Origin of the sequence: Corynebacterium sp. MSK035 (assembly GCF_030232615.1) — a bacterium.
In the GTDB taxonomy this organism is placed as follows: domain Bacteria; phylum Actinomycetota; class Actinomycetes; order Mycobacteriales; family Mycobacteriaceae; genus Corynebacterium; species Corynebacterium jeikeium_D.
Window position 1 is genome coordinate 58,653 of sequence record NZ_JASPJP010000009.1, and the last position, 24,969, is coordinate 83,621.

A 24,969-nucleotide genomic window follows, 5' to 3' on the forward strand; every position below is an offset into this window, starting at 1 on the left:
TAGCGACGGAGCCGTCGTTAAGCAAGACTGGGAACCATGAGTTCTGCTAAACGCTCGTCGAGCGTCAAAGTCCTGCCCACCGTCCTCGGTGTCATCATCGTGGTGGCGCTCATTGCGATCGCCGGCGAAATCGGCGTCCGGATGTTCGTGAGCAAGGAGATTTCCGACGGCTACCGCACCTCCGCCGAAGAGCGTGGTGCGACGGTCACTGAAGACCCCAAGGTTTCTTTCGGCACCCGCCCGATGCTGCTCGCCTTGGCCACCAAGTCAGTGCCCTCGATGGATCTGTCCACTCCGAACACACTGGAGGTCAAGAACCCGGAGGCGCTGGGTGGCGCACCGGAGATCAACGGTGACCCGGCAGCGGAAGTGCACCTGGAAAACGTGGATCTGAGCAATCGTGCGGATCCGACGGCAGAGTCGCTGCGAGTAGACGTCACAATCCCACCTCAACTGCTGCAGGCGCTAATTAACCGGGAAAGCGGTGTACGCGCTTCCACAATCACGCCGTTGCCGGACGAAGGCCTGTTCAACATTGAATTCGCCTCCGGATTTGCGACCTCCAAGTTCCGCCCGATTGCCAACGGCGGTCATATCGAAATCAACTTGGAGGGCGGCTCAATCCTCGGCTTAAACCTCGATGGCCTGGCCGGCTGGCTGGGAGAAGCGAGCGGTACGCTGTTGAGCTACGACATCGGCCACGGTATGCAGGTGGAGGAAGCACACGTCACAGGGGAGGGCCTGGCGTTGACGCTGACGGGCGCAAATCTGCCTTTGTCGACCGTGAGCGAACTTACCTTTAGCTAGCAGGTAAGATACCGAGAATGACTCGCTCTCTCATCACCGCAAATAGCGGTACTCCCACCGAGCGCCAGTACATCTTCTCGCTCGGCTGTCCAGACCGTACCGGTATCGTTTCCACCCTGTCGACCTTCCTGTCCGACATTGGTGCGTGGATTACCGAGGCGGACTTCTTCTCCGACCCGGAGACCGGATGGTTTTTCACTCGCCAGGCGGTCCGCGCCGACGCTCTCGACCTGACGGTAGAAGAGCTGCGCGAGAAGTTCGCTGAGCTCGTCGGTGATTGGGGCCCTGAGGTCCGCTGGAAGGTCACCGACAACGCTGTCCCGAAGCGCGCTGTCATCCTGGTGACCAAGGAAGGCCACTGCCTGCAGGATCTGCTCGGCCGCGTCGCACAGTCCGACTATCCGATGGAAATCGCTGCAGTAATTGGTAACCACCGCGATCTGGAGCCACTGGTCGCAGCGTATGACATTCCCTTCCACCACGTGCCCTTCCCCAAGGATGCCGTCGGCAAGCGTAAGGCATTCGATGAGGTCGCCGAGATCGTCGACGCCGAAAACCCGGATGCCATCGTGCTCGCACGTTTCATGCAGATTCTGCCGCCGGATCTGTGCGAAAAGTGGGAAGGCCGCGCGATCAATATCCACCACAGCTTCCTGCCGTCGTTCATGGGCGCGCGCCCGTACCTGCAGGCTTATCGACGTGGTGTGAAGCTCATCGGTGCCACCTGCCACTACGCCACTGAGGACCTCGACGACGGCCCGATTATTGAGCAGGACGTCATGCGTGTCTCCCACAAGTACACCGCTGCGGACATGCAGCGTGAGGGTCGCGATGCGGAGAAGCAGGTCCTCGCCCGCGGTTTGCGCTGGCACCTGGAGGATCGTGTGCAGGTCTACGGCAACCGCACCGTGGTGTTCCAGTAGGTTTTCGGGGCGTTCCAGTAGGTTTTCGGGGAGCCAGACCTATCCCTATCCCCTCCCCCAGAAAGAAAGTGTCTGGGTTTATGACAAAATCACCGGGTTTTTCACCCAGAAACTGTCATAAACCCAGACACTTTCTCAGTTGTGCGGGCTAACACCCGCCCTGGGCTAGCACCCGCCCGGGACTAATACCCGCCCTGTGCGTTCGACAAAATGTCCTTGATCTGTGGGCGAACATCCAACCAGTAAATCCCCGTGATGACTAGTCCGGCAATCAGCGGGATGCCCAGCATTGCCCAGCCCAGCCACGGCAAGAGTAGGAAGATAGCCGAACCGACCAGCATGCCGGCCCAGACGTTGCGGCTCTTGCGGTCTGCAGCGTCAAAGGCATCCGCGCGGGTGGTGATGACAAGCACCGCACCGATTAGCGCCAAGATGCCGATGACAAACGGAATGGCGAACTGAAACAGGACGTCCACATAGACGGAAATTGCCATCAGCGGCGAATCCGCAAGACTGGGCAAAGATGGTAACAGGCGCACCGGGGGAACAACTCCTTTAACAGGGATGCATTGCTTTTTACATGCTAACGCACACGGTCTGATGTGCTGGGTTGTGCTGCTAAATAGCCCCAAACACCAAGGTCGACAGGGTGTAAATAGCCAAACCGGCCAGTGATCCGACAACAGTGCCGTTAACGCGAATGAACTGCAGATCGCGACCGACCATCAGTTCAATCTTGTCGGAAGCCTCATCGGCGTCCCAACGCTCGACGGTCTCGGAAATGATCGAGGTAATCTCGCCCGCGTAGTTCTCAGCGATGAAGACGACAGCCGCTTCCAGACGGCGGTCCATTCGTTTGCGCAACTCAGGATCGGACTGGATCCGCTCGCCGTAGCGGGCGGCCGTTTCCGAGACCTTCCGACGGAGCAGGGAGTCCGGGTCGCGGGCAGCGTCGACAAGCTTTGCGGATGTCGATGCCCAAATCTTCGCCGGTGCCTGTGTGACGGCGGCGGACGAAAGAATGTCAGTCTTAATTTCTTCGACCTTGGCGATGGTCTTCTCGTCGTTCTGCAAATCAACGGCGAGCTGCGTGAGGAAGCGGTGGAGCGCCAGGCGCGCGTCGTGCTTAGGGTCATGCTGCACCTGCCAGGTCCAATCAACCAGCTCGCGATAGACCTTGTCGCCGATGAGATCGTTGACAAAGCTCGGTGCCCAGGAGGGGGCGCGCTCTCCGACGAGTCGGTCGATAAGATTCTGCGAGCCCAGCGACTTCCGGTGCAGCCACTCAGCCATCTGCTGGACAATAGGCTCGGTGCGCCCTTCTTCGATCAGCTGCTCGAGAACCTTACCCGCTGGTGGCCCCCACTCCGGGGCTGCAACTTCGTCGATGACTGCTGACTTCAGCACTGCGGCGGCATCGTCAGGATTAATCGCCTCCAGCACATTTCCGGTGAACTTACCGACCTCTGCGGACACTTTGTCGGCGTTTCCCGGCGCTACCAGCCATTCGCCGATACGCTCAGGAATCTCGGCCTTACGCACCTTGTCCACAATCAAAGCGGGGTTCAGGAAGTTATCACCGACGAACTGCGCCAGGGACTCACCGACCTGGTCCTTCTTGCGGCGGACGATAGCGGTGTGTGGGATAGGAATGCCGAGCGGGTGGCGGAACAGAGCTACGACTGCGAACCAGTCGGCGAGGGCACCGACCATGCCAGCCTCAGAAGCAGCGCGAACGTAGCCCACCCACGCGGGCACAACTTCGCCTGCGGATAAGTGTGAAGACTCAATACCGCGGCATGTGAAATACACAGCGGTTGCGATGACCAGCAGCATCGTAGCGAAGGCCTTGGCCTTACGCAGTTGCGCACGTTTTTCCGCCTCAACCTCTGGTGATGGCCCGGGAACTTCGAGACGGTCCGAGACCGTATCTACAGCTGCCGGGAGCTTAGCGGGGTTGTTATCCATGTGTATAGATTAGGCGCCGAAAACGCGAAAATGCCACCGCGCCGCAGTCCGCTGTTGGTGAGAGAGGTACTTCTCAATACTTCCCTACCCCAGCGCACTGTGCACAGTGGCATCAACTGTGGAGGTGCTAGTTCAAAAGGCTAGCGTTGCATCCGCCTAGAGGCGGGCCCCTTTAAACTGGGGCAAGCCTTTAGTGGTGAGTGCCGAATTCCTTTCGGTAAGCCTTGTAGTCACGACGACCGATGGAGATGCAGGCCACACCCGCAATAACCATAACCAGTGCGACTACCAGGCCAGCCCACATGAACACGCTGCCGTCGAAGTTCCAACCACCGGTGTAGTCGGTGTAGTTGGCGGCATCCTTAGCCAGGAAACCGTTGCTGTGAGAGGCAGCAGTCTGGTCGGCAAAAACGGTCGTTGCGAGACCGAAAATGAAGGTACCCCAAGCCGCCAGAGAGGCGAGAATGAGACCCATGCCAATCCAGGTAATGCTCTTGTGAAGCGAGGAGTATTCGGCATTCATGCTCTGAGGCACGTAACCGTCGACGAAGTGCTCTTCGCCCTGGTAACGCTTGACTGCATTCGCCATAATCTATGTCCCTTCTGGAAAACTCTAATCGAGAAAGAGTCTAGTCGTCCTTACCGCGGAAGAACGAACGAGCTCGTTCCTTGGTGACGGCGGCAACCGCAGTCAGCGGGATACCTGCCGGGCAGACGTCAGCACATTCACCATAGAGGGAGCACGGACCGAAGGTGCCTTCGACCTCGTCAACCATCTTGCGGGCACGCTTGCCACGCTCTTCCTTACCCAGCGGGACCAGGGAAAGGTGAACCAGCTTTGCGCCGGTGAACAGGTGTGCAGCACCGTTCGGGCAAGCTGCGACACAAGCACCACAGCCGATGCAGGCTGCGTGGTCAAGTGCGAACTCAGCGGTCTCGTGGTTCAGGTGCAGAGTATCTGCATCCGGAGCGGTACCAGCGTTGATGGAGACGTAGCCACCCTGCTCGAGGACACGGTCCAGAGCGGAGCGGTCAACGACCATGTCCTTGATGACCGGGTATGCGGCGGAGCGCATCGGCTCGATCTTCAGGGTGTCACCATCGCTGAACTGGTGCAGGCGCTGCTGACAGGTCGGGGTGTTCTGGCCCGGGCCGTGCGGACGACCGTTGACGTTCAGACCACAGGTACCACAGATACCCTCACGGCAGTCAGATGCGAACGCGAACGGCTCCTTGCCGGACTCGACGTACTTGGAGTTGACGTGGTCAAGCAGCTCCAGGATCGACATCTCTGCGACGGCGTCGTCAACGTCAACGGATTCAAAGTGTCCCTCGACGTTCGGACCTGCTTGGCGCCAGATTTCAAGGTGCAGTTTCATTACTTGTAGTTCCTTGTCATGAGCGGGACGGCTTCGAAGGTGAGCGGCTCGGCGTGGCGAATGAATTCGTGACCGGACTGATCCCATGCAGGACCATTGTTGCCTCGCTCCCATGCGGAAACGAAGCACCAGTTAGCGTCATCGCGCTCTGCCTCGCCATCTTCGGAGATGTGGTCATCGCGGTAGTGAGCACCGCAGGACTCATCGCGGTCGAGGGCGTCGACACACATGAGCTCACCGAGGTCGATGTAGTCAGCAACACGGTTAGCGTACTCGAGCTGCTGGTTCATCTCATTCGGCTCACCCGGGATGAACAGGTCAGACCAGAATGCCTTACGCAGTTCGCGGATCTCCTCGATACCACGAGCCAGGTCTTCCTTGTTACGGGCCACACCACAGTCGCGGTAGAGAATCTCACCGAGCTGGCGGTGGAAGTACTCAGCGCCGTGCTTACCCTGGATGCTCATCAGCTTGTCCAGGCGAGCCTGAGCGCGGTCCAGTGCTTCCTTGGCCTCCGGGGCATCCTCAGCCAGGCGGTCGGTACCGAGCAGCGGGCCAAGGTAGTTCGGAATGGTGAACGGCAGGGTGAACCAACCGTCGACCGAACCGGACAGCAGGGAGTTTGCACCAAGACGGTTTGCACCGTGGTAGGTCCAGGATGCCTCGCCACCGGTGAACAGACCCGGGATGGAGGTCATCTGGTTGAAGTCAGACCACAGACCACCCATGGTGAAGTGGCAGGTCGGAGCAATACGCATCGGAACCTTGTACGGGTCCTCACCGATTGCCTCTTCGTACATCTGAATCAGGTTCGAGTAGCGTTCCTTGATGACCGGCTGGCCCAGGCGCTCAATTGCGTCACGCAGATCCAGGTAGACGGAGTTCTTCAGCGGACCAACACCGTAGCCGGCGTTAATCTGCTGAGAGTTGGCACGGGAAGCGACGTCACGCGGGACGAGGTTACCGAATGCCGGGTAGCGACGCTCCAGGAAGTAGTCGCGCTCGTCCTCCGGGATGTCGTTGGCCGGGCGCTCGTCGCCCTTCTTCTTCGGGGTCCAAATACGTGCGTCGTTACGCAGGGACTCGGACATCAGAATGGTCTTCGACTGCCAGTGCGCGTTAACCGGAAGACCGGTCGGGTGGAACTGGATGAAGGACGGGGATGCGAAGTAAGCACCCTGGTCGTATGCACGCATGATGGCCGAAGCGTTGGAGTTCTTGGCCAGCGTGGACATGTGGTAGACGTTGCCGTAACCGCCGGTAGCCAGAATAACTGCGTGAGCAGTGTGAACGGTCAGCTCACCATTGATGAGGTTACGCATGATGGCACCCTGGCAACGGCCGTCGGCGACGATGATGTCAACCAGCTCGTTGTGGGTGAAGATCTCGACGTTGCCGAGACCAATCTGACGCTGCAGAGCCGAGGTAGTCGACAGCTGCAGCTGCTGACCCGTCTGACCACGGGTGTAGTACGTACGGGAGACCTGCACACCACCGAAGGAACGGGTTGCCAGGGTACCGCCGTACTCGCGAGCGAACGGAGCACCGATTGCATTCAGGTGGTCGATGACGCGGACGGACTCGACAGCCAGACGCCAGCAGTCGTTCTCGCGGCAGCGGTAGTCGCCGCCCTTAACGGTGTCCTTGACGTGGCGGTAAGCGCCGTCGTTGTCGACCTTCTTACCGCGAGCGGAGTTCACACCACCCTGTGCAGCAATGGAGTGCGCACGGCGCGGAGCGTCGTGGTAGGTGAAAACCTGCACGTCGTAGCCGAGCTCACCGAGGGCAGCAGCGGCAGCGCCGCCAGCCAGGCCGGTACCGACGACCATGACGCGGAACTTACGACGGTTCAGCGGCGAAACCAGGTTGGCGTGATCCTTCTGGTACTGCCAGTGGTCCTTCATGGAGACCTTGTCACCCGGGGAGTTATCGGACAGAACCTTGCCGATCTTGACCCCGTCGACAGCGCTTTCCGGCGCGCGGAAGTCCGCAGCGACGGTTGCTTCAGTGTTAGTCATAGTAAATTTCCTCCTCGACCTACGAGACCAGACCGGTCAGGACGGCGACTGGGATGAAGATGTTGCCGACAACAACCAGCAGCGGCAGCAGGCCGGACAGGAACAGCAGAACCTTGCGCCAGCGCTTACCGGTGATACCGAGGTCGGAAGTAGCGGTCCACAGACCGTGGGACAGGTGCAGCAGCAGAGCGAGCTGAGCAATGATGTACCAAACAACAACACCCGGACGCGAGAAGGACGCAACCACGTTCTGGTATGCCTCACCGTGCTCGAAAGAAGACGGAGAAACGCCAGCACCGATGGTCAGGTCCAGCAGGTGGAAGATGATGAAGGCCAGCAGCACGATGCCGGTGACCACCATCGAACGTGCAGTAAAGGTGTTCCAGCTGGACACCATGCCCTGACGGCGGAACTTGCCGCGGGACTGCTTTGCACGTGCAGCCAGGGTGAGGCCACCGAAAATGTGCAGGACAATAGCTACCAGCAGGACAATGCGGAAAATCCACAGAATGCCCTCGTTCGGAACTGCCGGAGCACCGACAGTGCGTAGGAAGGTCGCGTATGCGTTGAAGTCTTCCTCGCCAGCGAAAATCTTCAGGTTACCCAGCATGTGGACAATAACGAAGAGGCCAAACAGCACGCCAGTGACGGCCATGGTCAGCTTCAGAGCCCATGAAGGGTATTTAGGCTGCTCGCGCAGCGGTTCTACATTAATTTTGCCGTGCGCGATTGCGTCACGGTTTGAACTTTTAACAGTCATGGCACCTCCAGTGTCATATTCACTCTAAAGTCACACAGCGCCTGGTAAACATTTTTCCCCCTTTTGGGTGGGGATTTTCACAGGTTACCTAGGTCTTTTCTCCGCCTTTTCTCAGGTTATCGCATTTTAGCCACTTCTGACGTCGTCGCTGCATAAACCCTCTCCCCCACCATAAAAACGCCCCTACCCCGACTTTTGCCGATTTTTCCCCCGCCCAAACTAGCTAATAACGCAACATAAATAGCACGAAAATAAAAAACCGCCCACTTTTCTCAGGTGGACGGATTTAATACTCAATAATTATGTTGCGAAATTCTTTATTTTTACCCCTGCCGAATTCCCCAAAGGCCCAAACAGCCACCCCCAACAGGCAATCCCCCCCCTATTGGCACCGTGTACGGCCGAAGCCGTCCGACTAATCCTCGCTCTGATCCGAGTTCGCCATCACCACGGTCAACGGCTCCGGACCAATGATCACCTCATGTCCTGCGACCATAATCGGCCCAACCTGGTGGTCTCCCTCCTCCAGGACGACTTCCACCGTGCGGCCGCGCACCGTCACTCGGATACGACAACCACGAATAGTGACTCGGTACGTCAGACCACTCCAGTCCTCCGGCAGACGCGGGTCAATACTGTAGCGGCCGTCATGATCGCGGAAACCACCGAAACCATAGACCAGGGACTGCCACACACCACCGGCAGATGCGACGTGGACACCATCGGCAGCGTTGCCATGCAAGTTCGCCAGGTCCACATAGAGTCCGCGTAGGAAGAAGTCCATTGCCTGCTCCTGCAAGCCCAACTCGGCCGCAACAATGGACTGCACAACGGCGGACAGCGAGGAATCACCGGTGGTGAGCGGATCGTAATACATGTAGTCTGCGCGCTTTTGTTCCGTCGTAAAGCGATTGCCCATGAGGAACAGTGCGAGGACGACGTCCGCCTGCTTAATGACCTGGTGACGGTAAATCGTCAGCGGGTGGTAATGCAGCAGCAGCGGGCGCAGCGGGCCAACTTCGGGATCGTCGAGATTCCAGCGCTTACGCAGCAGGAACTGGTCATCCTGAGGGTGAATGCCGAGCTTCTCATCGAACGGGATGTACATCGCCTCAGCGGCCTGCTCCCACTCTTCAACCTCGCGCTCAGTGAGGTCGAAGCGGTTGGTCAGTTCGCGATAGGCAGCAGGGCGATCACGCTTCATCTGCTTGACGACGTCCGCAGCAACCCGCAGGTTATACTGCGCCATCACGTTGGTGTACAGGTTGTTGTTCACCACCGTGTTGTACTCATCTGGACCGGTGACGCTGTGAATTTGGAACTCTCGCTGCTCGGCATCAAAGAATCCCAACGACATCCAAAACCTGGCCGTGCCGAGCAACAGATCCGTGCCCTCCTTGAGCAGGAACTCCTCATCGCCGGAGGCATAGACGTACTTCATCATCGCGTACACGATGTCCGCATCGATGTGGTACTGCGCCGTGCCGGCCTCAAAGTAGGCCGAGGACTCCTGACCATTGATAGTGCGCCACGGGAAGAGGGCACCGTCGTGCGCCAGTTCGTCGGCACGCGCCCACGCGGCTTCGAGCATGTCCCAGCGGAAACGCATGGCATTGCGCGAGAATTGCGGCGACGTATAGGTAAGGAATGGGGTCACGTAGATTTCCGTGTCCCAGAAGTAGTGGCCGCCGTAGCCGGTGCCGGTCATTCCCTTGGCCGGGACGCCTTGGAATTCGGCGCGGGCGGCGGCCTGGATAATCTGCCAAATGTTCCAGCGCACTGCCTGCTGAATCTCCGGCTGATTGTAAATGACCACGTCAGAGCGCTCCCAGAAGCGTTCGAGCCACTCCTCCTGGTTCTCCATCAGCCCCAGCATGCCGATGCGGCCGACGCGGTTCAGGGTGCGCTCACAGCGGAATGCCAGCTCTTCGGCACGCACCTTACGGGAGGAGTGGTACGCGACCAGCTTCTCCAGGCGTATGACAGTGCCGACCGGCGCATCCAGGTTGAACAGGGAGCTGGCCACATCCGGCTCGGTCGACTGCGAAATCTCTACGAACGGCTCCGTGCCGTCGGGAGTGCGGACAGTAAAGGTGTGGTCCATGGAGGTAGCCACGGTCATACCGGAGTTCGCGCAGCGGTAGCCCAGCGTCGAGCGCTGCCCGTGCGCCGATTCCGACTGAAATGCCGGAATGAGAACGCGGTCTTCCAGCGCCTCGGCGCGACGGGGATCCAGTTCGGTGCCCTGCGCCTTAGCGGCATCGTGGTATTCGTCCTCGCCGTCCTGGCGGTTGAGGATCTGCGAGTTAATCATCACCGCAGCATCCGCATCCAGCAGCTCGACTTCCAGACTCATCGCGGCGACATGCTTTTCCTGGAAAGACACCATGCGCTCAGAGGTGACGCGAACGCGCTTGCCACCCGGGGTGCGCCAAATGAACCGACGACGCAGCACGCCCTCGCGGAAATCCAGGCTACGTTCGTAGTCGCTGACCTCAGCATTGCCGAGACGCAGGGGCTCATCGTCAATGTAGAGACGCATTGCCTTAGCGTCCGGAGCATTGACAATCGTCTGCCCCTGGCGGGCTAGGCCGTAGGCGTCCTCGGCGTGCCTAATCGGCCAGGTCTCATGCAGACCGTTGATATAAGTGCCGTGTTCACTGGAGTCACGGCCCTCCGGCGGATTGCCACGCATGCCGATGTACCCGTTCGACAGCGCAAACAGCGTCTCGCCCAAACCGAGCGGGAGGCCGTTCGGCTTCGTCTCAATCAGACGCCACTCATCGACCGGAGTGATGTCTCGGTCCATGAGTCCCTCGGCATTCACCAGGTGGTGGTGCTTATCCGCACGACCCGCCGGGAAGTTGCGACGCTGCTTACGACGAACTGGGGACACCGTCTCCTCCTGTTTTTCAGCCTCGGCGGTCTCCGCGTCGTGCCCCTGCCCCTGCGGAATCACACGCTCGGTCTCGTCGACTGCTGCTGTGGTCGAATCGTTGGCCATGATGCCTTCCGGTTTTCTCTCAGCCATTTGTCACGAGCCAGCCTAGACGAGTTCCGCCAAGTCACTGACCACAATGTCGGCACCCGCTCGGCGCAGCGCTTCTGCGCCAGCACCGCGGTCAACACCAATGACCAGACCAAATGCGCCGGCTGCACCCGCTTGCACACCGCTGATGGCATCCTCAACCACCACAGCATCGCGCGGTGCCACCCCCAGATTCTCCGCCGCGTACACGAAAGTATCGGCGGCTGGCTTACCCGGCAGGTTGTTCTCGTGCGCCACCACGCCGTCAACAATCTCCACGAACCGCTCACGCAGCCCAGCGGCCGTCAGCACCGGCACCGCGTTCTTCGACGAGCTGACCACCGCCAACTGCGGTTTTTCGCTTGCCGACGAGTCCCCCGCGCCCTGTAACTCGTCGAGCAGCGCTACCGACCCCGGGTAGGCCTCGATTCCTTTCTCGACTCGCGCCAGGAAGTCATCGTTCTTGCGCTTCCCGAGCCCCACAATCGTCTCGTCTTTCGCTGTGTCCTCATCGCTACCGTGTGGCAGCGAGATGCCGCGAGATTCCAGGATTGCTGCGATGCCCTCATCGCGGCGGCGACCATCGAGGTAGGTGAAATAGTCCTCCTCTGTGTAGGCCGAGACGCCCTTGTGCTCAAAGTAGTCGCTAAACATGTCCGCCCACGCCTGCTCGTGCACATCGGCGGTAGGGGTAATCACTCCGTCGAGGTCAAAGAGGATTGCGCCCGCGCTATGGAGGAATTCTTTGGCCTTGGCAAGGTTGATAGCACTGTCGGTCGTGGAATTAGTCATGGGGGTCGCAGCTCCTTGGACGTTGCAGACTGCATATTCGCAATTAACTTCTCAATCAACGCTAGCAACGTTGCCCCTAGCCCGCTTGTGAACCCGGGTATCTCAAATTCTGAGCGCGCAGGTGCCACACACTGGCAACGGTTGGGGCTCTCAGTGCACACACCGCGGGTGCTTCCAACTCGGGTAGTTCCAACGCACGCCCTCTAAGCACGCGCAGCCACCACAGCAAAACAAACTGCCGGGTATATACGGAATTGGCTTTAGAAATCAGCCAACAACACATACACACCGGCAGTTTGGTGGTTATTTAGTTAGTTCGGCTCGGCAGTCGCCTGCTAACCCTAGCCTGACCCAGAATTAATCCTGGTCGATGCCCTCGCGCTTCTTGAACTCCAGGCGACGGCGGTGCAGGATCGGCTCGGTGTAACCGGACGGCTGGTTCACACCATCGAGGATGAGCTCCTTGGCAGCCTGGAAACCAATGGACTTGTCGAAGTCCGGGGCCATCGGCAGGTATGCCTCATCGCCCTCGTTCTGGCGGTCAACGACCTCGGCCATGCGCTCCAGCGAATCGATGATCTGCTCCTCGGTGACAACACCGTGCAGCAGCCAGTTAGCCAGAGTCTGGGAGGAAATACGCAGGGTAGCGCGGTCCTCCATCAGGTCAACATCGTTGATGTCCGGCACCTTGGAGCAGCCAACACCCTGCTCAACCCAGCGGATAACGTAGCCCAGGATGGACTGGCAGTTGTTGTCCAGCTCGTTAGCCTTGTCCTCATCGGACCAGTCAGCGCCCGGCTCGCCAGCCTTAGCTGCCGCTACCGGGATGGTGAGCAGGTCACCCATGGAGTCGCGGCGACCGTCGGTAAGCAGCTTGTCCTGAACGCCGAAGACGTCAACCTCGTGGTAGTGGGTAGCGTGCAGCACACCACCGGTCGGGGACGGAACCCATGCGGTGGAAGCACCCTGCTTCGGCTGACCGATCTTCTGCTCCAGCAGCTCAGCCATCTGCTCGGTCATGGCCCACATGCCCTTGCCAATCTGAGCCTTGCCCTGCAGGCCGTGTGCCAGACCGGAGTCGACGTTGTTGTCCTCGTAAGCCAGCATCCACGGAGCGGTCTTCTGAACAGCCTTGCGGAACATCGGACCAGCCTGGATGGAGGTGTGGATCTCATCACCAGTGCGGTCCATGAAGCCGGTGTTAATGAAGACGACACGCTCGGAAACAGCCTTGATGGCGGCGTCCAGGTTGACGGAGGTACGACGCTCCTCGTCCATCAGGCCGACCTTCAGGGTGTTGTGCGGAAGACCCAGCAGCTTCTCAACGTCTGCGAACAGCTCGTTGGTGAATGCAGCCTCATCCGGGCCGTGCTGCTTCGGCTTCACGATGTAGATGGAGCCGGTACGGGAGTTCTTACGTGCGTTGTCCTGGTCCAGGCCCGGGATTGCACACACAGCGGTGACGACGGCATCCATGATGCCCTCGAAAATCTCCTCGCCGTCGCGGTCGAGGATGGCCGGGTTCTGCATCAGGTGGCCGACGTTACGGACCAGGTTCAGGGAACGACCGTGCAGGGTGACCTCGGAACCGTCAAGAGCGGTGTAGGTGCGGTCGTCGTTGATGGTACGGGACAGCTTCTTGCCGCCACGGGTGAACTCGACTGCGAGGTCACCGACGTTCAGGCCCAGCCAGTTGGTGTAACCCAGGGTCTTGTCAGCAGCATCAACTGCGGCGACAGAGTCCTCGAGGTCCATGATGTTGGTGACAGCGGCTTCCAGGATGATGTCCTTGACGCCAGCCTTGTCGGTCTTGCCAACCGGGGACTCCGGGTCAATCAGCAGCTGGATGTGCAGACCGTTGTGCTTGAAGTAAATGGACTCCGGCGCGTCCTTATCACCGGTGTAGCCGACCAGGGTCTCCGGCTCGCGCAGACCGGAGGTAGCGCCACCTTCCAGGGTTGCCTGCAGGTGACCGTCGACGATGTCGTAAGAGGTGACGTCCGCGTGGGAACCGTCGACCAGCGGCAGAGCCTTGTCCAGGAAGTTACGACCCCATGCGATAACGCGGTCACCGCGGACCTTGTTGTAGCCCGGGGTGTCCTTCTCCGCACCGCCATCTTCAGGAATAGCGTTGGTGCCGTACAGCGCGTCGTAAAGCGAGCCCCAGCGTGCGTTCGCAGCGTTGATGGCGAAACGGGCGTTGAGAACCGGCACAACCAGCTGCGGGCCAGCGGTGGAAGTGATCTCGGTGTCGACGTTAGCGGTAGTGACCTGGAAGTCACCCGGGTTGTCAACGAGGTAGCCAATTTCCTTCAGGAATGCGACGTACTCATCCTGATTCTGCTCGCCCGGGTGTTCCTTGTACCAAGCGTCGAGCTTTTCCTGCAGCTCATCGCGCTTGGCCAGCAGCTCGCGGTTGCGCGGAGTGTACTTAGCGACAATGTCACCGAAGCCGTTCCAGAACGCGTCCTTGTCCTCAATGCCAGCGGCGGGGAGTGCGGTGTCATTAACGAAGTCGTAAAGAACCTTCGCGACCTGCATTCCACCTGCCGAAATACGCTGTGCCATTGCTCTCCTCAAAACTATTGATTGCAATTTGCCCATCCAGTCACGGCCACGTCAGCGGCTCACACTGGATGCGTTGTTCCCCTACTGTATGTGATTCGGCGCACTTATGAACCGTCTTTTTCCATAACCGCCAACCGCCAGCCCGGTATAACGCCGCTCACATTTGCCATTTCATTCGCTTTACGACGAGCACCCCGCGAACAGACCCCACCCCCTCCCCGATGACCATTCGGGCATTTAATCCTGACGCCACAACCAGCCCTCCCCCACCCACATTGACCGCAGTATCCCCGGCACTCTTTCCTCCAGCCACGGAACACCACATGCAATGGGAAAGTGTCGCGCCTCACAGACATTTACTATTGCGACCTGCGTATGAACGGCCAGCGACCAATCACGTCGCTACAGCCTCCGCCTTCAAACCAGACCATAAAAGCGAGATGACAACCGAGACCCTGGCCACTACCCAGGGATGCTCCGGCGGGGTACTGACGGTGTAACGGCAGTGTATTTAGAAGCCCGTTTCCACCTTTACGGCCGTAATTTCGGGGGTAGCGAAACACCCCCTAAACCCCAAACACTGTTAACGGCCAGCTTTGATAAATACCAAAATATAAATCACCCCAAAGCGGGGGGAACATTATTCGCGAGCCCGCCATAGGGAAATAACAGTACAAATGTACCGGCCGGTCACAGGCGAAAATTGTTAAAGCCAAGCTACACATCACAATGTTTGCAATCTTCACAAGTGTTATCCGTATTACATACTTGAATTCACATCGGAAGCTGCTTGACGAACGTAGCGCTATGCCCCAAAATGTGAGACATGGCACGCGGAAGCGGACATTGTTTTTGTTCGCGTGTTTGCGTGCAGGGGTACAGCACTCTGCTAGCGCCCCCTGCATTCACGTGACACCGCGGTCACTATCGGGTCAGCCTGTAGATCGGTTCTGTCGGAATTGTTCTTAAGTCAGCACCCGGAGTTCAAAAAGCAAGCAAAAGGAAGTGACTCCGTTTATGTCTAACGTTGGTAAGGCACGTACCGCCGCCGAAATCCAGAAGGATTGGGACGAGAACCCGCGCTGGGAAGGTATCACCCGCGACTACACCGCTGAGCAGGTTGCTGAGCTCCAGGGCTCCGTCGTCGAGGAGAACACCCTCGCTCGCCGCGGCGCTGAGATCCTGTGGGAAGGCGTCAACGTTAAGGACGACTCCTACATCAACGCTCTGGGCGCACTGACCGGTAACATGGCCGTTCAGCAGGCTCGCGCTGGCCTGAAGGCTGTCTACCTCTCCGGTTGGCAGGTTGCTGGTGACGCTAACCTCTCCGGCCACACCTACCCGGACCAGTCCCTGTACCCGGCCAACTCCGTGCCGAACGTCGTTCGCCGCATCAACAACGCTCTGCTCCGCGCAGACGAGATCGCTCGTATCGAGGGCGACGACTCCGTCGACAACTGGCTGCTGCCAATCGTCGCTGACGGTGAGGCTGGCTTCGGTGGCGCTCTGAACGTCTACGAGCTGCAGAAGGCTATGATCAACGCTGGTGCCGCTGGTACCCACTGGGAGGACCAGCTCGCTTCTGAGAAGAAGTGTGGCCACCTGGGCGGCAAGGTCCTGATCCCGACCCAGCAGCACATCCGCACCCTGACCTCTGCTCGCCTGGCTGCTGACGTCTCCAACACCCCGACCGTCATCATCGCCCGCACCGACGCTGAGGCCGCTACCCTCATCACCTCCGATGTTGATGAGCGCGACCAGAAGTTCATCACCGGTGACCGCACCTCCGAGGGCTTCTACCACGTCCAGAACGGCCTGGAGCCGTGCATCGAGCGTGCAAAGTCCTACGCTCCGTACGCTGACATGATCTGGATGGAGACCGGTACTCCGGACCTCGAGCTGGCTAAGAAGTTCGCTGAGGGCGTCAAGGCTGAGTACCCGGACCAGCTCCTGGCTTACAACTGCTCCCCGTCCTTCAACTGGTCCGCTCACCTCGAGAAGGACGAGATCGCCAAGTTCCAGAACGAGCTGGGCAAGATGGGCTTCAAGTTCCAGTTCATCACCCTGGCTGGCTTCCACGCCCTGAACTACGGCATGTTCGACCTGGCTTACGGCTACGCTCGCGAGCAGATGTCCGCATTCGTCGACCTGCAGAACCGCGAGTTCGAGGCTGCCGAGAAGCGCGGCTTCACCGCTGTCAAGCACCAGCGCGAGGTTGGCGCTGGCTACTTCGACCGCATCGCCACCACCGTCGACCCGAACTCCTCCACCACCGCCCTGAAGGGCTCCACCGAGGAGGGTCAGTTCTAAGTCACTCGACTTAGGGCTTAGGTCAAGGACCTAACTTCAACACCCAGCGAGGGTTGCACTTACAGCCCTCGCTGGGTGTTTTTGTGTGTTCATCGACGTGTCGACTCCGGGCCGTCGTGAAGCGTGCCTGAGAACCTCAGCACCTACACACGTAAGCAAAGGTTGCAACGGTTTTCTACACAAGTTCAGCAAAGCCCGCGATATGCTGGGCAGTATGTCGAAAACCTATGTCGGATCCCGCCTCCGCCAGCTACGCCGCGAGCGCGACCTCAGCCAGGCTGCGCTCGCACAGGCGTTGGGCCTCTCGGCTAGTTACGTCAACCAGATTGAGCACGACGTCCGCCCGCTGACTGTGCCCGTGCTGCTCCGCATCACGGACACATTCGGCGTTGACGCGACTTTCTTCTCCCGAGATGACGACTCCCGCCTCCTCGCTGAGGTCCAGGACGTGGTAATGGACAAGGAGATCGCTAAGTCTCCCATGGATCTGCAGGAGATCTCGGAAATGGTTCGCGACCACCCTGATATCGCCCGCATCATGGTGGACATTCACCGCCGCTACCGCAACGTCACGGACAAACTCTCTCTGGCCACCGAGGAGCGCAACTTCGGCAACAGCACCGACACCGCCTCCGGTTCACAGGCGCTGACCATGCCTCATGAGGAGGTCCGCGACTACTTCTACGCCCGCCAGAACTACATCGCTTCGGTCGACACCGCCGCTGAGGAGCTGGCCCGCGAGCTGCGCATCACCGACGAGACCACCGATGTGGTCTCTGTGCTGGCCGACAGGCTGTCCAACGACCATGGGATTCGGATTGCGCTGGAATCGTCGTTAGGCGATGTGCAGCACAGCCTTGATCGGCGGACGAAGACGCTCTACCTCGCGCGGCACCTCTCGCCGGGACAGCGGGCCTTCCGCATGGCCACGGAGCTGGGGTTTTTGGAGCAGGGCGAGACCATTTCCGAGGCCGTCGCGTCCGGGCATTTCATGTCGGAGGAGTCGCGGAAGCTGGCGCAGCGCGGAGTCGCGACGTATTACGCGGCGGCGCTGATTCTGCCGTATGAGTCGTTCCATGCGATGGCTGAGTCGAAGCGCTACGACATCGAGCTGTTGTCGCGCACTTACGGTGTCGGCTACGAGACCATCTGCCACCGATTGTCCACGATGCAACGCCCCAGCTTGCGCGGCATCCCGTGGACATTCGTGCGCGTCGACCGCGCGGGCAACATGTCCAAACGTCAATCCGCCACGGGCTTCCACTTCACGCATTCGGGCGGTACCTGCCCGCTGTGGAACGTCTACGAGACTTTCTCCTACCCCGGCAAAGTCATGCGGCAGGTCGCGCTCATGCCGGATGGTCGGCCGTACATGTGGATCTCGCGGACCGTGGAGCATCACGCGGCACGTTTCGGCAAGCCAGGTAAGGTTTTTGCCATCGGTTTGGGCTGCGAGGCCCGTCACGCTGAGCGCACCGTGTACGCCGATGGTCTCGATCTCGCGGACCTCGACGCCGCCACTCCAATCGGTGCCGGCTGCAGGGTCTGCTCCCGCGAGGCATGTCCGCAGCGCGCGTTCCCGCCGATCCATCGCGATATCGACATCAACATGCACCGCTCCACCGTCTCGCCGTACTAGTTCGCTTTACGACGGGCGCGGAGCCGGCCTGTTTGCGGGGGCTTGGTTCGCGCAGGATGCCTCAAAGAAGAAGACCCCAAAAAGAAAGTGCTTAAGTTTATGACACTTTCGCACCGATTTTCACGGTCAAACTGTCATAAACTTAAGAACTAACTCGTATCTACCTGAGCCGGGACCAGCGAAAACTGGCCCTAGGCCAAAGCCACAACCTCTTACAGGTTAATCATCTTGCCCATAACGCCCTCGGCTGCTTCCTTCATGGCCTCGGACATGGTCGGGTGAATGTGAACGGCGCGGCCGATTTCCTCAGTGGTCAGCTCGTACTTCTCCGCCAGAACCAGCTGCGGCATGAGCTCGGAAACGTTGGCGCCCACCATGTGGCCACCCAGCAGCTCGCCGTATTCGGCATCTGCAATGAGCTTCACGAAACCAACCGGCTCCGCCAAACCCTGCGCCTTACCGTTGGCAGAGAACGGGAAGGTGGAGACCTTAATCTCGCGACCGTTCTCCTCTGCCCACTTCTTGGCCTGTGCCTCGGTCTTACCGAAGGAACCAACCTGTGGGTTACAGAAGGTTGCGCGCGGCATCATGTTGTAGTCCGGGATTGTCTCGGTCTCGTGACCCGCCATGTGCTCAGCTGCAATAACGCCCTGTGCCTCAGCGACATGTGCCAGCTGCAGCTTCATGGTGACGTCACCGATGGCGTAGATGTTATCGACGTTGGTGCGCATGTACTCGTCGATGACAATCTCGCCGCGCTCGCCCAACTCAACACCAGCCTTGTCCAGGCCGATACCCTCGGTGCGCGGTGCGAAGCCGATGGAGACCATAACGCGGTCGACGGTCAGAGTCTGCTCGTCGCCGCCATCCTTGGCCTCGACCTTGACCTCAACCGAGTCACCATTGTCCACGATGGAGGTGGTCTTGTGTCCAGTCATGAGCTTGACGCCCAGCTTCTTGTATTCCTTGGCAATAACCTTGGAGACGTCTGCGTCCTCGTTCGGTAGAACGTTGTCCATGAACTCGACGATGGTGACATCCACGCCGTAGTTGGCCAAGACGTATGCGAACTCCATACCGATGGCGCCAGCGCCGACGATAACCATGGAGTCCGGCAGCTCGTCGGAGAGAATCTGCTCTTCGTAGGAAACGATGTTGCCGTCGACCTCAACGCCCGGCAGGGAACGGACGACAGAGCCGGTCGCAATAATCGCCTTATCGAAAGTAATTTCCTTGCCTTCGTCATCGCCATCAGTGATGGCCATGGAGGTCGGGCCAGTGAATTCACCGAAACCGTTGATTTCGGTGATCTTGTTCTTCTTCATCAGGAAATGAACACCCTTGACAATGCCCGCGGACACCTTGCGCGAACGCGCGTGTGCGGCACCGAAGTCAAAGGAGACATCGCCGGAGATACCGAAGGTCTTAGCCTCATGGTTGAAAATGTGCGCCACCTCGGCGTTCTTCAACAGAGACTTGGATGGGATACAGCCAACGTTGAGGCAGACACCGCCCCAGTATTGCTTCTCCACCACAGCGGTCTTCAGACCCAGCTGGGATGCACGGATTGCTGCGACGTATCCGCCAGGACCGCCGCCGAGTACTACAAGATCAAAATGTTCAGCCACGTGCACAAGTCTACGCACGACTTGTCTTTACTTCACGCGCGAGTCCCGGTTTTACCTACTGCGGTCGGCTACGGTGGTGGGCATGGGCACCGACACGGACACCGACTTGGGCAACAATCTCTCCTTCCTCTCCACTGATCTTGTCCCCGATTGGCTGGACGATATCGACGGCTCCCAGGCGCTGGCGTGGGCTCGCGCGCAGTCGAAGGCCACCGTCGCAGGTGTCGATTCGCTTGCCGACGACACCAGCGACCGCACCAACCTGGAACAACGCATCCTGGCTGCGCTCAACACCGATGCCCGGATCGCATACCCGGTGCGGCGCGGCGAGTACCTCTATAACTTCTGGCGGGATGCCGAGCATCCTCGGGGCCTGTGGCGGCGCACCTCGTTGCAGAGCTATCTGGCTGGCCAGGAGGATCCGCAGGCGACCGAGTGGGAAAATCTCATCGACCTCGATGCGCTGGCGAAAGCCGAGGGAGAAAACTGGGTCTGGAAGGGCACGGTGTGCCGTTATCCGGAGTATGACCGCGCGTTGATTCTGCTCTCTCGCGGCGGGGCCGATGCCACTGTGGTGCGGGAGTTTGACCTCGTCAACTGCACTTTTGTGGAGGATGAGCCGTTCTACCTCCCGGAGGCGAAGTCCGATGTCTGTTGGTTGGGTCGTGACGAAATTCTCGTTGGCAGTGACTTTGGTCCGGGGTCACTGACGGATTCGGGCTACCCGCGGCAGGTGCGGAGGTGGCGGCGCGGCATGCCGTCGTCAAGCGCGGATGTGGTTTTCTCGGGCCACAGTGATGATGTGGCCGTGGGCGGCTGGTTCGACGCGACGGAGGGTTTTGAGCGGCTGTTTGTCGAGCGTGCGCATGATTTTTATAATTCGCAGCGGTTCGTGGCAGCGGAGCGTCCGGGCAAGTTGGCGGCGCAGCAGAATGGGGACTTTTCCCTGCAGATCCTGGAGGTACCGCAGGACTGCCGGACGAGTGTCCATAGGCAGTGGTTGGTGCTGATGCCGCGCACGGAGTTCAATGGCATTCCGGCTGGTGGCGTGGCCGTTGTGGAGCTCGATAAGTGGCTGGCGGGCTCGCGTGAGGTGGAGGTGATTTTCACCCCTGATGCGCACACCTCGTTCCAGCAACTGGCGTGGACGAAGAATTTCCTGGTGTTGACGCTGCTGGAGGATGTCGCGACGAAGTTGGTCGTCTTGCGGGAGGGCTCGTGGGAGCCGGTGGAGGCTTTCGGCGAGTTACCTGCGCAAGCCACTGTGAGCGTGATTGATACAGCCTCTGAACGCGACGATGAGATCTGGTTGGTTTCGACGTCGGCAACGCAGCCGGCAACCCTCTGGTACGGGCAGGTCGGCAGCCCGCTCACGGAAGTGCGGCGTGCTCCGGCGCTCTTCGACAGTGAGGGGATGGAGACGCGGCAGCACTGGGCGACTTCGGCCGATGGCACGCGGATTCCGTATCGCATCACCGGTCGCTTCGGCGCGGGGGCTGGTGCAAGTGCTGACGCAGGCGCTAGTGCAGAGACAACCACAGCCACACCCGCTCCGAACCCAGCCCCTACCCTCGTGCACGCCTACGGCGGTTTCGAGGTCTCACTGGTCCCGCAGTACTCGGCGATTCGTGGCCTGACCTGGCTCGAGCGGGGCGGGTACTTCGTGGAGGCCAACCTGCGTGGCGGTGGCGAATTCGGCCCGACCTGGCACTCCTCGGTGGTCAAGACTGAGCGGATGAGGGTCTATGAGGATCATCAGGCCGTGCTGCGCGACCTGGTTGAACGCGGCTACTGCACGCGCGAGCAGCTGGGCGTGCGCGGTGGTTCCAACGGCGGGCTGCTGACCGCTGTCTGCCTAACCTCCTACCCGGAGTTGGTGGGCGCAGTGGTGTCCCAGGTGCCACTGGCGGACATGATGCGCTATCACAAGCTGTCCGCGGGAGCCTCCTGGATGGCCGAATATGGAAACCCGGACGACCCCACCGAGCGGGCTGCGATTGCGCAGTATTCGCCGGTCCAGCGCGTCGTCAAGCGAGAGCAGCGCGCCTACCCACCAGCGTTGATTACGACGTCTACCAGGGACGACCGCGTCCACCCAGCGCATGCGCGGAGCCTGGCGTGGCTGCTGGAGGAAGCGGGACAGCCGGTGGACTATCACGAAAACACAGAGGGCGGGCACGCGGGCGCGGCGGATAATTCGCAGGTCGCGTTCGTCGAGGCACTCATATCTACGTGGCTGTGGAACAAGCTCAAGTAAGGTAACAGCCGTGAGTAGCGCTGATTTCACTAATCCTTATACCGGTATTGCGTTCAACCTGGGTTTCCGGGTGAACAAATACGAGCTGGACCTCGATTATCGGGTCGGGCCGAATCGTCTGAAGGCGACGGCGACTCTGCATATCGAAATCAATGCTTGGACCTCACACATCACGCTCGACTTTGCGGATGCGCTGGGGGTCGATTCGGTGGATGCGATTTCCGATTCGCAGGCACACTCAATCGATGTAAAGCGCTGGCGCCATTCGGGACGCAAGCTGCGCGTCACCTTTGACCGCGAGTTGGCTCCCGACGAGACGCTGCGGCTGATTGTGACTTACTCGGGCACGCCACGTCCGGTGCGCTCGAAGTGGGGCGAAATTGGCTGGGAGGAACTCGAAAACGGTGCACTCGTGGCATCGCAGCCGGTGGGCGCGGCGTCGTGGTACCCCTGCGATGACGATCCCGAGGTCAAGGCATTTTACGAGTTCACGATGGTCACCGACGCTCCCTACGAGGTCGTCGCACCAGGGCTTGCCGACGCTCCGGTGAACGTGGGCGGATCGCGCCGCCGCTGGCGGTTTGTCACCGAGGAGCCCATGGCCTCCTACTTGGCCACCATCAATGTCGGCCAGTTTAAGAAGGTCGAGCTGCCGTGCCAGACCTCGACCGTAGTGGCCTGGGTGCCCTCTGAGTTGGTGGCAAATGCCCGCCACGACTTCCGCGACCAGGGACGCATGCTCGATGAATTCGCCAAGCTCTTTGGCCCTTACCCCTTCCGTGCCTACCAGGTGGTCATTTGTGAAGACGACCTGGAGATCCCCATCGAGGCACAGGGTCTGTCCATCTTCGGAGCCAACCACGCCGACGGCAAGGACACGTGGAATCGACTGATTGCCCACGAGTTGTCGCACCAGTGGTTCGGCAACAGTGTCGGCATTTCGCAGTGGCGCGATATCTGGCTCAACGAGGGTTTTGCCTGCTATTCCGAGTGGGTGTGGTCCGAGGTCAGCGGCGGTGCCAGCGCGGATGTGCACGCCCGCAAGCACTACCTGGACCTGCTTGAAGATGATCAGGACATCGTCATCGCCAACCCAGGGCCCAAGCTGATGTTCGACGACCGTCTGTACAAGCGCGGCGCGCTGACTGTGCACGCTCTGCGTCTGCTGCTGGGCGACGAGGTGTTCTTCGACCTGGTGCACAAGTGGACCACCACCAACCGCCACAGTGTGGTCGATGCAGTGGACTTCCGCGCACTGGCCAACCGTGTATGCCGCGAGCGTGGCATCACCACCTCGCACCTGGATGTCATCTTTGACTCCTGGCTGTCACGCAGCTCCTTGCCGGACTTCCCCACTGATCCGACGCGCTCCCCTGCTGACCAGGGCATCGACGATAATGGTGCTCCAATCGTGGATGAGGAACTGGCCGCTCAGTTTGAAAAGCTCGGCTACTCGAAGGCCAAGGACTAGAGAGCTAGAGGCACGTCAATGTCCGGTTTCAAATGGTTGTCGCTGGCCACGATTGTCGCGGCGATAGGCAGCTTCGCGGTGCTGATTATCTCGGCCCGCGCACTTCCCAATGCGGTAAACCTGCAGTTCGTGGCGTTCTGGGGGCTTTTCTTCGCGCTCACGGGTGTTCTCGGCGGGCTGATGCAGGAGACCACGCGCGCAATCGGTGCTGCGGAATCGCGGGAGCGGGATCGAGAGCAGGGGCAGAGCCAGGAGCAGGAAGCCTCGGAAGCGGGTCAAACTCTCGGTGCTCGTCCCATCACAGTGTCCCTGGGCGTCGCCGCAGTTACTTTCGTCACCATGGCAGTGACGGGTCCGCTGTGGGCCCCACTGGTCGTGCAGGATGGCGCCGGCACTGCAATTCTGCTCATGGCTTTTGGTCTGGCGCTGTACTCTATGCAGGCAACCACCTCGGGTCTGCTCAGCGGCCGCCAACTGTGGGGCCCCTACGCCGCGCTAATCATGATTGACATTCTCGTGCGCGTGGCTCTGGCACTCATCGCCTGGTACTTCGGCTGGGGCCTGCTGGCCTGGCTGATTATCACGGTGTTCGGCACTGTCAGTTGGCTTATTCTCGCGCTGTTTTCCCCGGCAACCCGCTCGGTCATGTTCGCGCGTGCCGACGTCCCGGTGCGCCGCTTCATCACTCTCATGGTCACGGCCATGGGCGCATCCGGCGCATCTGCTGTGCTGGTCACAGGTTTTCCGACAATCGTCAAGATTGCCGGCGAAGCGGTCACCACTGGCGCAGGGATAGCCGAGTCGCTTACCCCGCCGCATGCCAACAACTTCACCGCAGCGGTGACCATTGCGGGTATCGCCTACGCCGTAACGCTGACCCGCGCTCCACTGCTCATGCCCTTAGAGAAGTTCCAAAACGCCATCATTGTGAGCTTTGTCCGGCATCGCTCCGAAGGCGTGCTGGCAGCGCTGGCCAAGCCGTTGGGAGCGCTGGCTGCTTTCGGCACCTTCGGGGCGGGCCTGGCATGGCTCATCGGCCCGTGGATTATGACTCTCATCCTGGACGATAGCTATCACGTGTCCGGGCCGGTGCTCGCAGCGCTGACGCTCGGTGCGACGTTGACCGCCATGTTGATGATTACCGGCTCGGTCACCTTGGCAGTGGAAAAGCACCATATGTATCTGATCGGTTGGTTGGCTGCGACCACGATCGCCGTTGCCATTCTTTTCCTCCCTGGGCACCTGTCGGTACGCACGGTCGCGGCTATCGCCGTAGGCTCTGCAGTAGGTGTTGTCATTCACCTGCTTGCGCTGCGCAAACTTTCCCCACGTGCTGCCAGGTCAGCCGTATCGGAGGCTTTTGCGGTGGAATAACACCACCCACATCCAATGCCGTCCCCCCCCCCAAAAAAAAACCGTCC

At 59.9% G+C, this 24,969-nt stretch carries 17 protein-coding genes; 7 read left to right on the forward strand and 10 right to left on the reverse strand.

Annotated elements, in window-relative coordinates; genetic code table 11:
• Positions 1 to 36 precede the first annotated feature (36 nt).
• Complete coding sequence (locus QP978_RS07160) at positions 37 to 807, forward strand: LmeA family phospholipid-binding protein (protein ID WP_016421971.1); 771 nt, start codon at positions 37 to 39, stop codon at positions 805 to 807.
• A 17-nt stretch (positions 808 to 824) separates the two neighbouring features.
• Positions 825 to 1,730 carry a formyltetrahydrofolate deformylase gene (gene purU, locus QP978_RS07165; protein ID WP_016421970.1) on the forward strand — a complete coding sequence of 302 codons (906 nt, stop codon included), beginning with the start codon at positions 825 to 827 and terminating at the stop codon, positions 1,728 to 1,730.
• A gap of 182 nt (positions 1,731 to 1,912) precedes the next feature.
• On the opposite strand, the gene QP978_RS07170 is transcribed toward purU, so the two are convergent.
• The 9 genes from QP978_RS07170 to QP978_RS07210 form a co-directional block, all read right to left on the reverse strand.
• Positions 1,913 to 2,269 carry a DUF2516 family protein gene (locus tag QP978_RS07170; protein ID WP_016421969.1) on the reverse strand — a complete coding sequence of 119 codons (357 nt, stop codon included), beginning with the start codon at positions 2,267 to 2,269 and terminating at the stop codon, positions 1,913 to 1,915.
• A gap of 79 nt (positions 2,270 to 2,348) precedes the next feature.
• Complete coding sequence (locus QP978_RS07175; RefSeq protein WP_070549781.1) at positions 2,349 to 3,698, reverse strand: DUF445 domain-containing protein; 1,350 nt, start codon at positions 3,696 to 3,698, stop codon at positions 2,349 to 2,351.
• A 190-nt stretch (positions 3,699 to 3,888) separates the two neighbouring features.
• Entirely contained in the window at positions 3,889 to 4,287 is a 399-nt protein-coding gene (locus QP978_RS07180; RefSeq protein ID WP_038627515.1) for a hypothetical protein, read from the reverse strand.
• A gap of 40 nt (positions 4,288 to 4,327) precedes the next feature.
• The gene (locus QP978_RS07185) at positions 4,328 to 5,077 is read right to left on the reverse strand and encodes a succinate dehydrogenase/fumarate reductase iron-sulfur subunit (protein ID WP_016421966.1); all 750 of its coding nucleotides are present in this window, start codon (positions 5,075 to 5,077) and stop codon (positions 4,328 to 4,330) included.
• A complete protein-coding gene (locus tag QP978_RS07190) occupies positions 5,077 to 7,095 on the reverse strand; it encodes a fumarate reductase/succinate dehydrogenase flavoprotein subunit (protein ID WP_016421965.1) in 2,019 nt (672 codons plus the stop codon). Before QP978_RS07190 ends, QP978_RS07185 begins: the two co-directional genes overlap by 1 nt.
• Before the next feature lie 19 nt (positions 7,096 to 7,114).
• Positions 7,115 to 7,855 (reverse strand): succinate dehydrogenase cytochrome b subunit, encoded by a 741-nt coding sequence (locus QP978_RS07195; protein WP_284857010.1) that lies wholly within the window; start codon positions 7,853 to 7,855, stop codon positions 7,115 to 7,117.
• A 415-nt stretch (positions 7,856 to 8,270) separates the two neighbouring features.
• Complete coding sequence (locus tag QP978_RS07200; RefSeq protein ID WP_284857011.1) at positions 8,271 to 10,886, reverse strand: glycoside hydrolase family 65 protein; 2,616 nt, start codon at positions 10,884 to 10,886, stop codon at positions 8,271 to 8,273.
• Between the two features lie 15 nt (positions 10,887 to 10,901).
• Complete coding sequence (locus tag QP978_RS07205) at positions 10,902 to 11,675, reverse strand: HAD family hydrolase (protein WP_187402734.1); 774 nt, start codon at positions 11,673 to 11,675, stop codon at positions 10,902 to 10,904.
• 357 nt (positions 11,676 to 12,032) lie between these two features.
• Positions 12,033 to 14,243, reverse strand: coding sequence for a malate synthase G (locus QP978_RS07210; RefSeq protein WP_016421961.1), 2,211 nt, complete (start codon positions 14,241 to 14,243; stop codon positions 12,033 to 12,035).
• 1,017 nt (positions 14,244 to 15,260) lie between these two features.
• On the opposite strand from QP978_RS07210, the gene aceA reads away from it, so the two are divergent.
• Positions 15,261 to 16,553, forward strand: coding sequence for an isocitrate lyase (gene aceA / locus QP978_RS07215; protein ID WP_016421960.1), 1,293 nt, complete (start codon positions 15,261 to 15,263; stop codon positions 16,551 to 16,553).
• Positions 16,554 to 16,767: 214 nt separating this feature from the next.
• Positions 16,768 to 18,192, forward strand: a complete 1,425-nt coding sequence (gene ramB, locus QP978_RS07220) for an acetate metabolism transcriptional regulator RamB (protein ID WP_038629316.1) — start codon at positions 16,768 to 16,770, stop codon at positions 18,190 to 18,192.
• Positions 18,193 to 18,404: 212 nt separating this feature from the next.
• Here the strand turns inward: ramB and lpdA are convergent, their stop codons facing one another.
• Positions 18,405 to 19,820, reverse strand: coding sequence for a dihydrolipoyl dehydrogenase (gene lpdA / locus QP978_RS07225; RefSeq protein WP_284857012.1), 1,416 nt, complete (start codon positions 19,818 to 19,820; stop codon positions 18,405 to 18,407).
• 82 nt (positions 19,821 to 19,902) lie between these two features.
• Between lpdA and QP978_RS07230 the strand changes: the two genes are divergently transcribed.
• Genes QP978_RS07230 through QP978_RS07240 form a run of 3 tightly spaced genes read left to right on the forward strand, consistent with a single transcriptional unit; the run spans position 19,903 to position 24,922 of the window.
• Positions 19,903 to 22,077: a prolyl oligopeptidase family serine peptidase gene (locus QP978_RS07230; protein ID WP_284857013.1), complete on the forward strand. Its 2,175-nt coding sequence runs from the start codon at positions 19,903 to 19,905 to the stop codon at positions 22,075 to 22,077.
• 10 nt (positions 22,078 to 22,087) lie between these two features.
• On the forward strand, positions 22,088 to 23,548 hold the full coding sequence (locus QP978_RS07235) for a M1 family metallopeptidase (RefSeq protein WP_016421956.1): 1,461 nt from the start codon (positions 22,088 to 22,090) through the stop codon (positions 23,546 to 23,548).
• An 18-nt stretch (positions 23,549 to 23,566) separates the two neighbouring features.
• The gene (locus tag QP978_RS07240) at positions 23,567 to 24,922 is read left to right on the forward strand and encodes a lipopolysaccharide biosynthesis protein (RefSeq protein WP_070549778.1); all 1,356 of its coding nucleotides are present in this window, start codon (positions 23,567 to 23,569) and stop codon (positions 24,920 to 24,922) included.
• The last annotated feature ends 47 nt before the right edge of the window (positions 24,923 to 24,969 follow it).

Excerpts from the sequence above, each read along its gene's own strand:
- QP978_RS07160 (WP_016421971.1), top strand. The coding sequence starts at position 37 with ATGAGTTCTGCTAAACGCTCGTCGAGCGTCAAAGTCCTGCCCACCGTC.
- purU (WP_016421970.1), top strand. The coding sequence starts at position 825 with ATGACTCGCTCTCTCATCACCGCAAATAGCGGTACTCCCACCGAGCGC.
- QP978_RS07175 (WP_070549781.1), bottom strand. The coding sequence starts at position 3,698 with ATGGATAACAACCCCGCTAAGCTCCCGGCAGCTGTAGATACGGTCTCG.
- QP978_RS07180 (WP_038627515.1), bottom strand. The coding sequence starts at position 4,287 with ATGGCGAATGCAGTCAAGCGTTACCAGGGCGAAGAGCACTTCGTCGAC.
- QP978_RS07185 (WP_016421966.1), bottom strand. The coding sequence starts at position 5,077 with ATGAAACTGCACCTTGAAATCTGGCGCCAAGCAGGTCCGAACGTCGAG.
- QP978_RS07190 (WP_016421965.1), bottom strand. The coding sequence starts at position 7,095 with ATGACTAACACTGAAGCAACCGTCGCTGCGGACTTCCGCGCGCCGGAA.
- QP978_RS07195 (WP_284857010.1), bottom strand. The coding sequence starts at position 7,855 with ATGACTGTTAAAAGTTCAAACCGTGACGCAATCGCGCACGGCAAAATT.
- QP978_RS07200 (WP_284857011.1), bottom strand. The coding sequence starts at position 10,886 with ATGGCTGAGAGAAAACCGGAAGGCATCATGGCCAACGATTCGACCACA.
- QP978_RS07205 (WP_187402734.1), bottom strand. The coding sequence starts at position 11,675 with ATGACTAATTCCACGACCGACAGTGCTATCAACCTTGCCAAGGCCAAA.
- QP978_RS07210 (WP_016421961.1), bottom strand. The coding sequence starts at position 14,243 with ATGGCACAGCGTATTTCGGCAGGTGGAATGCAGGTCGCGAAGGTTCTT.
- aceA (WP_016421960.1), top strand. The coding sequence starts at position 15,261 with ATGTCTAACGTTGGTAAGGCACGTACCGCCGCCGAAATCCAGAAGGAT.
- ramB (WP_038629316.1), top strand. The coding sequence starts at position 16,768 with ATGTCGAAAACCTATGTCGGATCCCGCCTCCGCCAGCTACGCCGCGAG.
- QP978_RS07230 (WP_284857013.1), top strand. The coding sequence starts at position 19,903 with ATGGGCACCGACACGGACACCGACTTGGGCAACAATCTCTCCTTCCTC.
- QP978_RS07240 (WP_070549778.1), top strand. The coding sequence starts at position 23,567 with ATGTCCGGTTTCAAATGGTTGTCGCTGGCCACGATTGTCGCGGCGATA.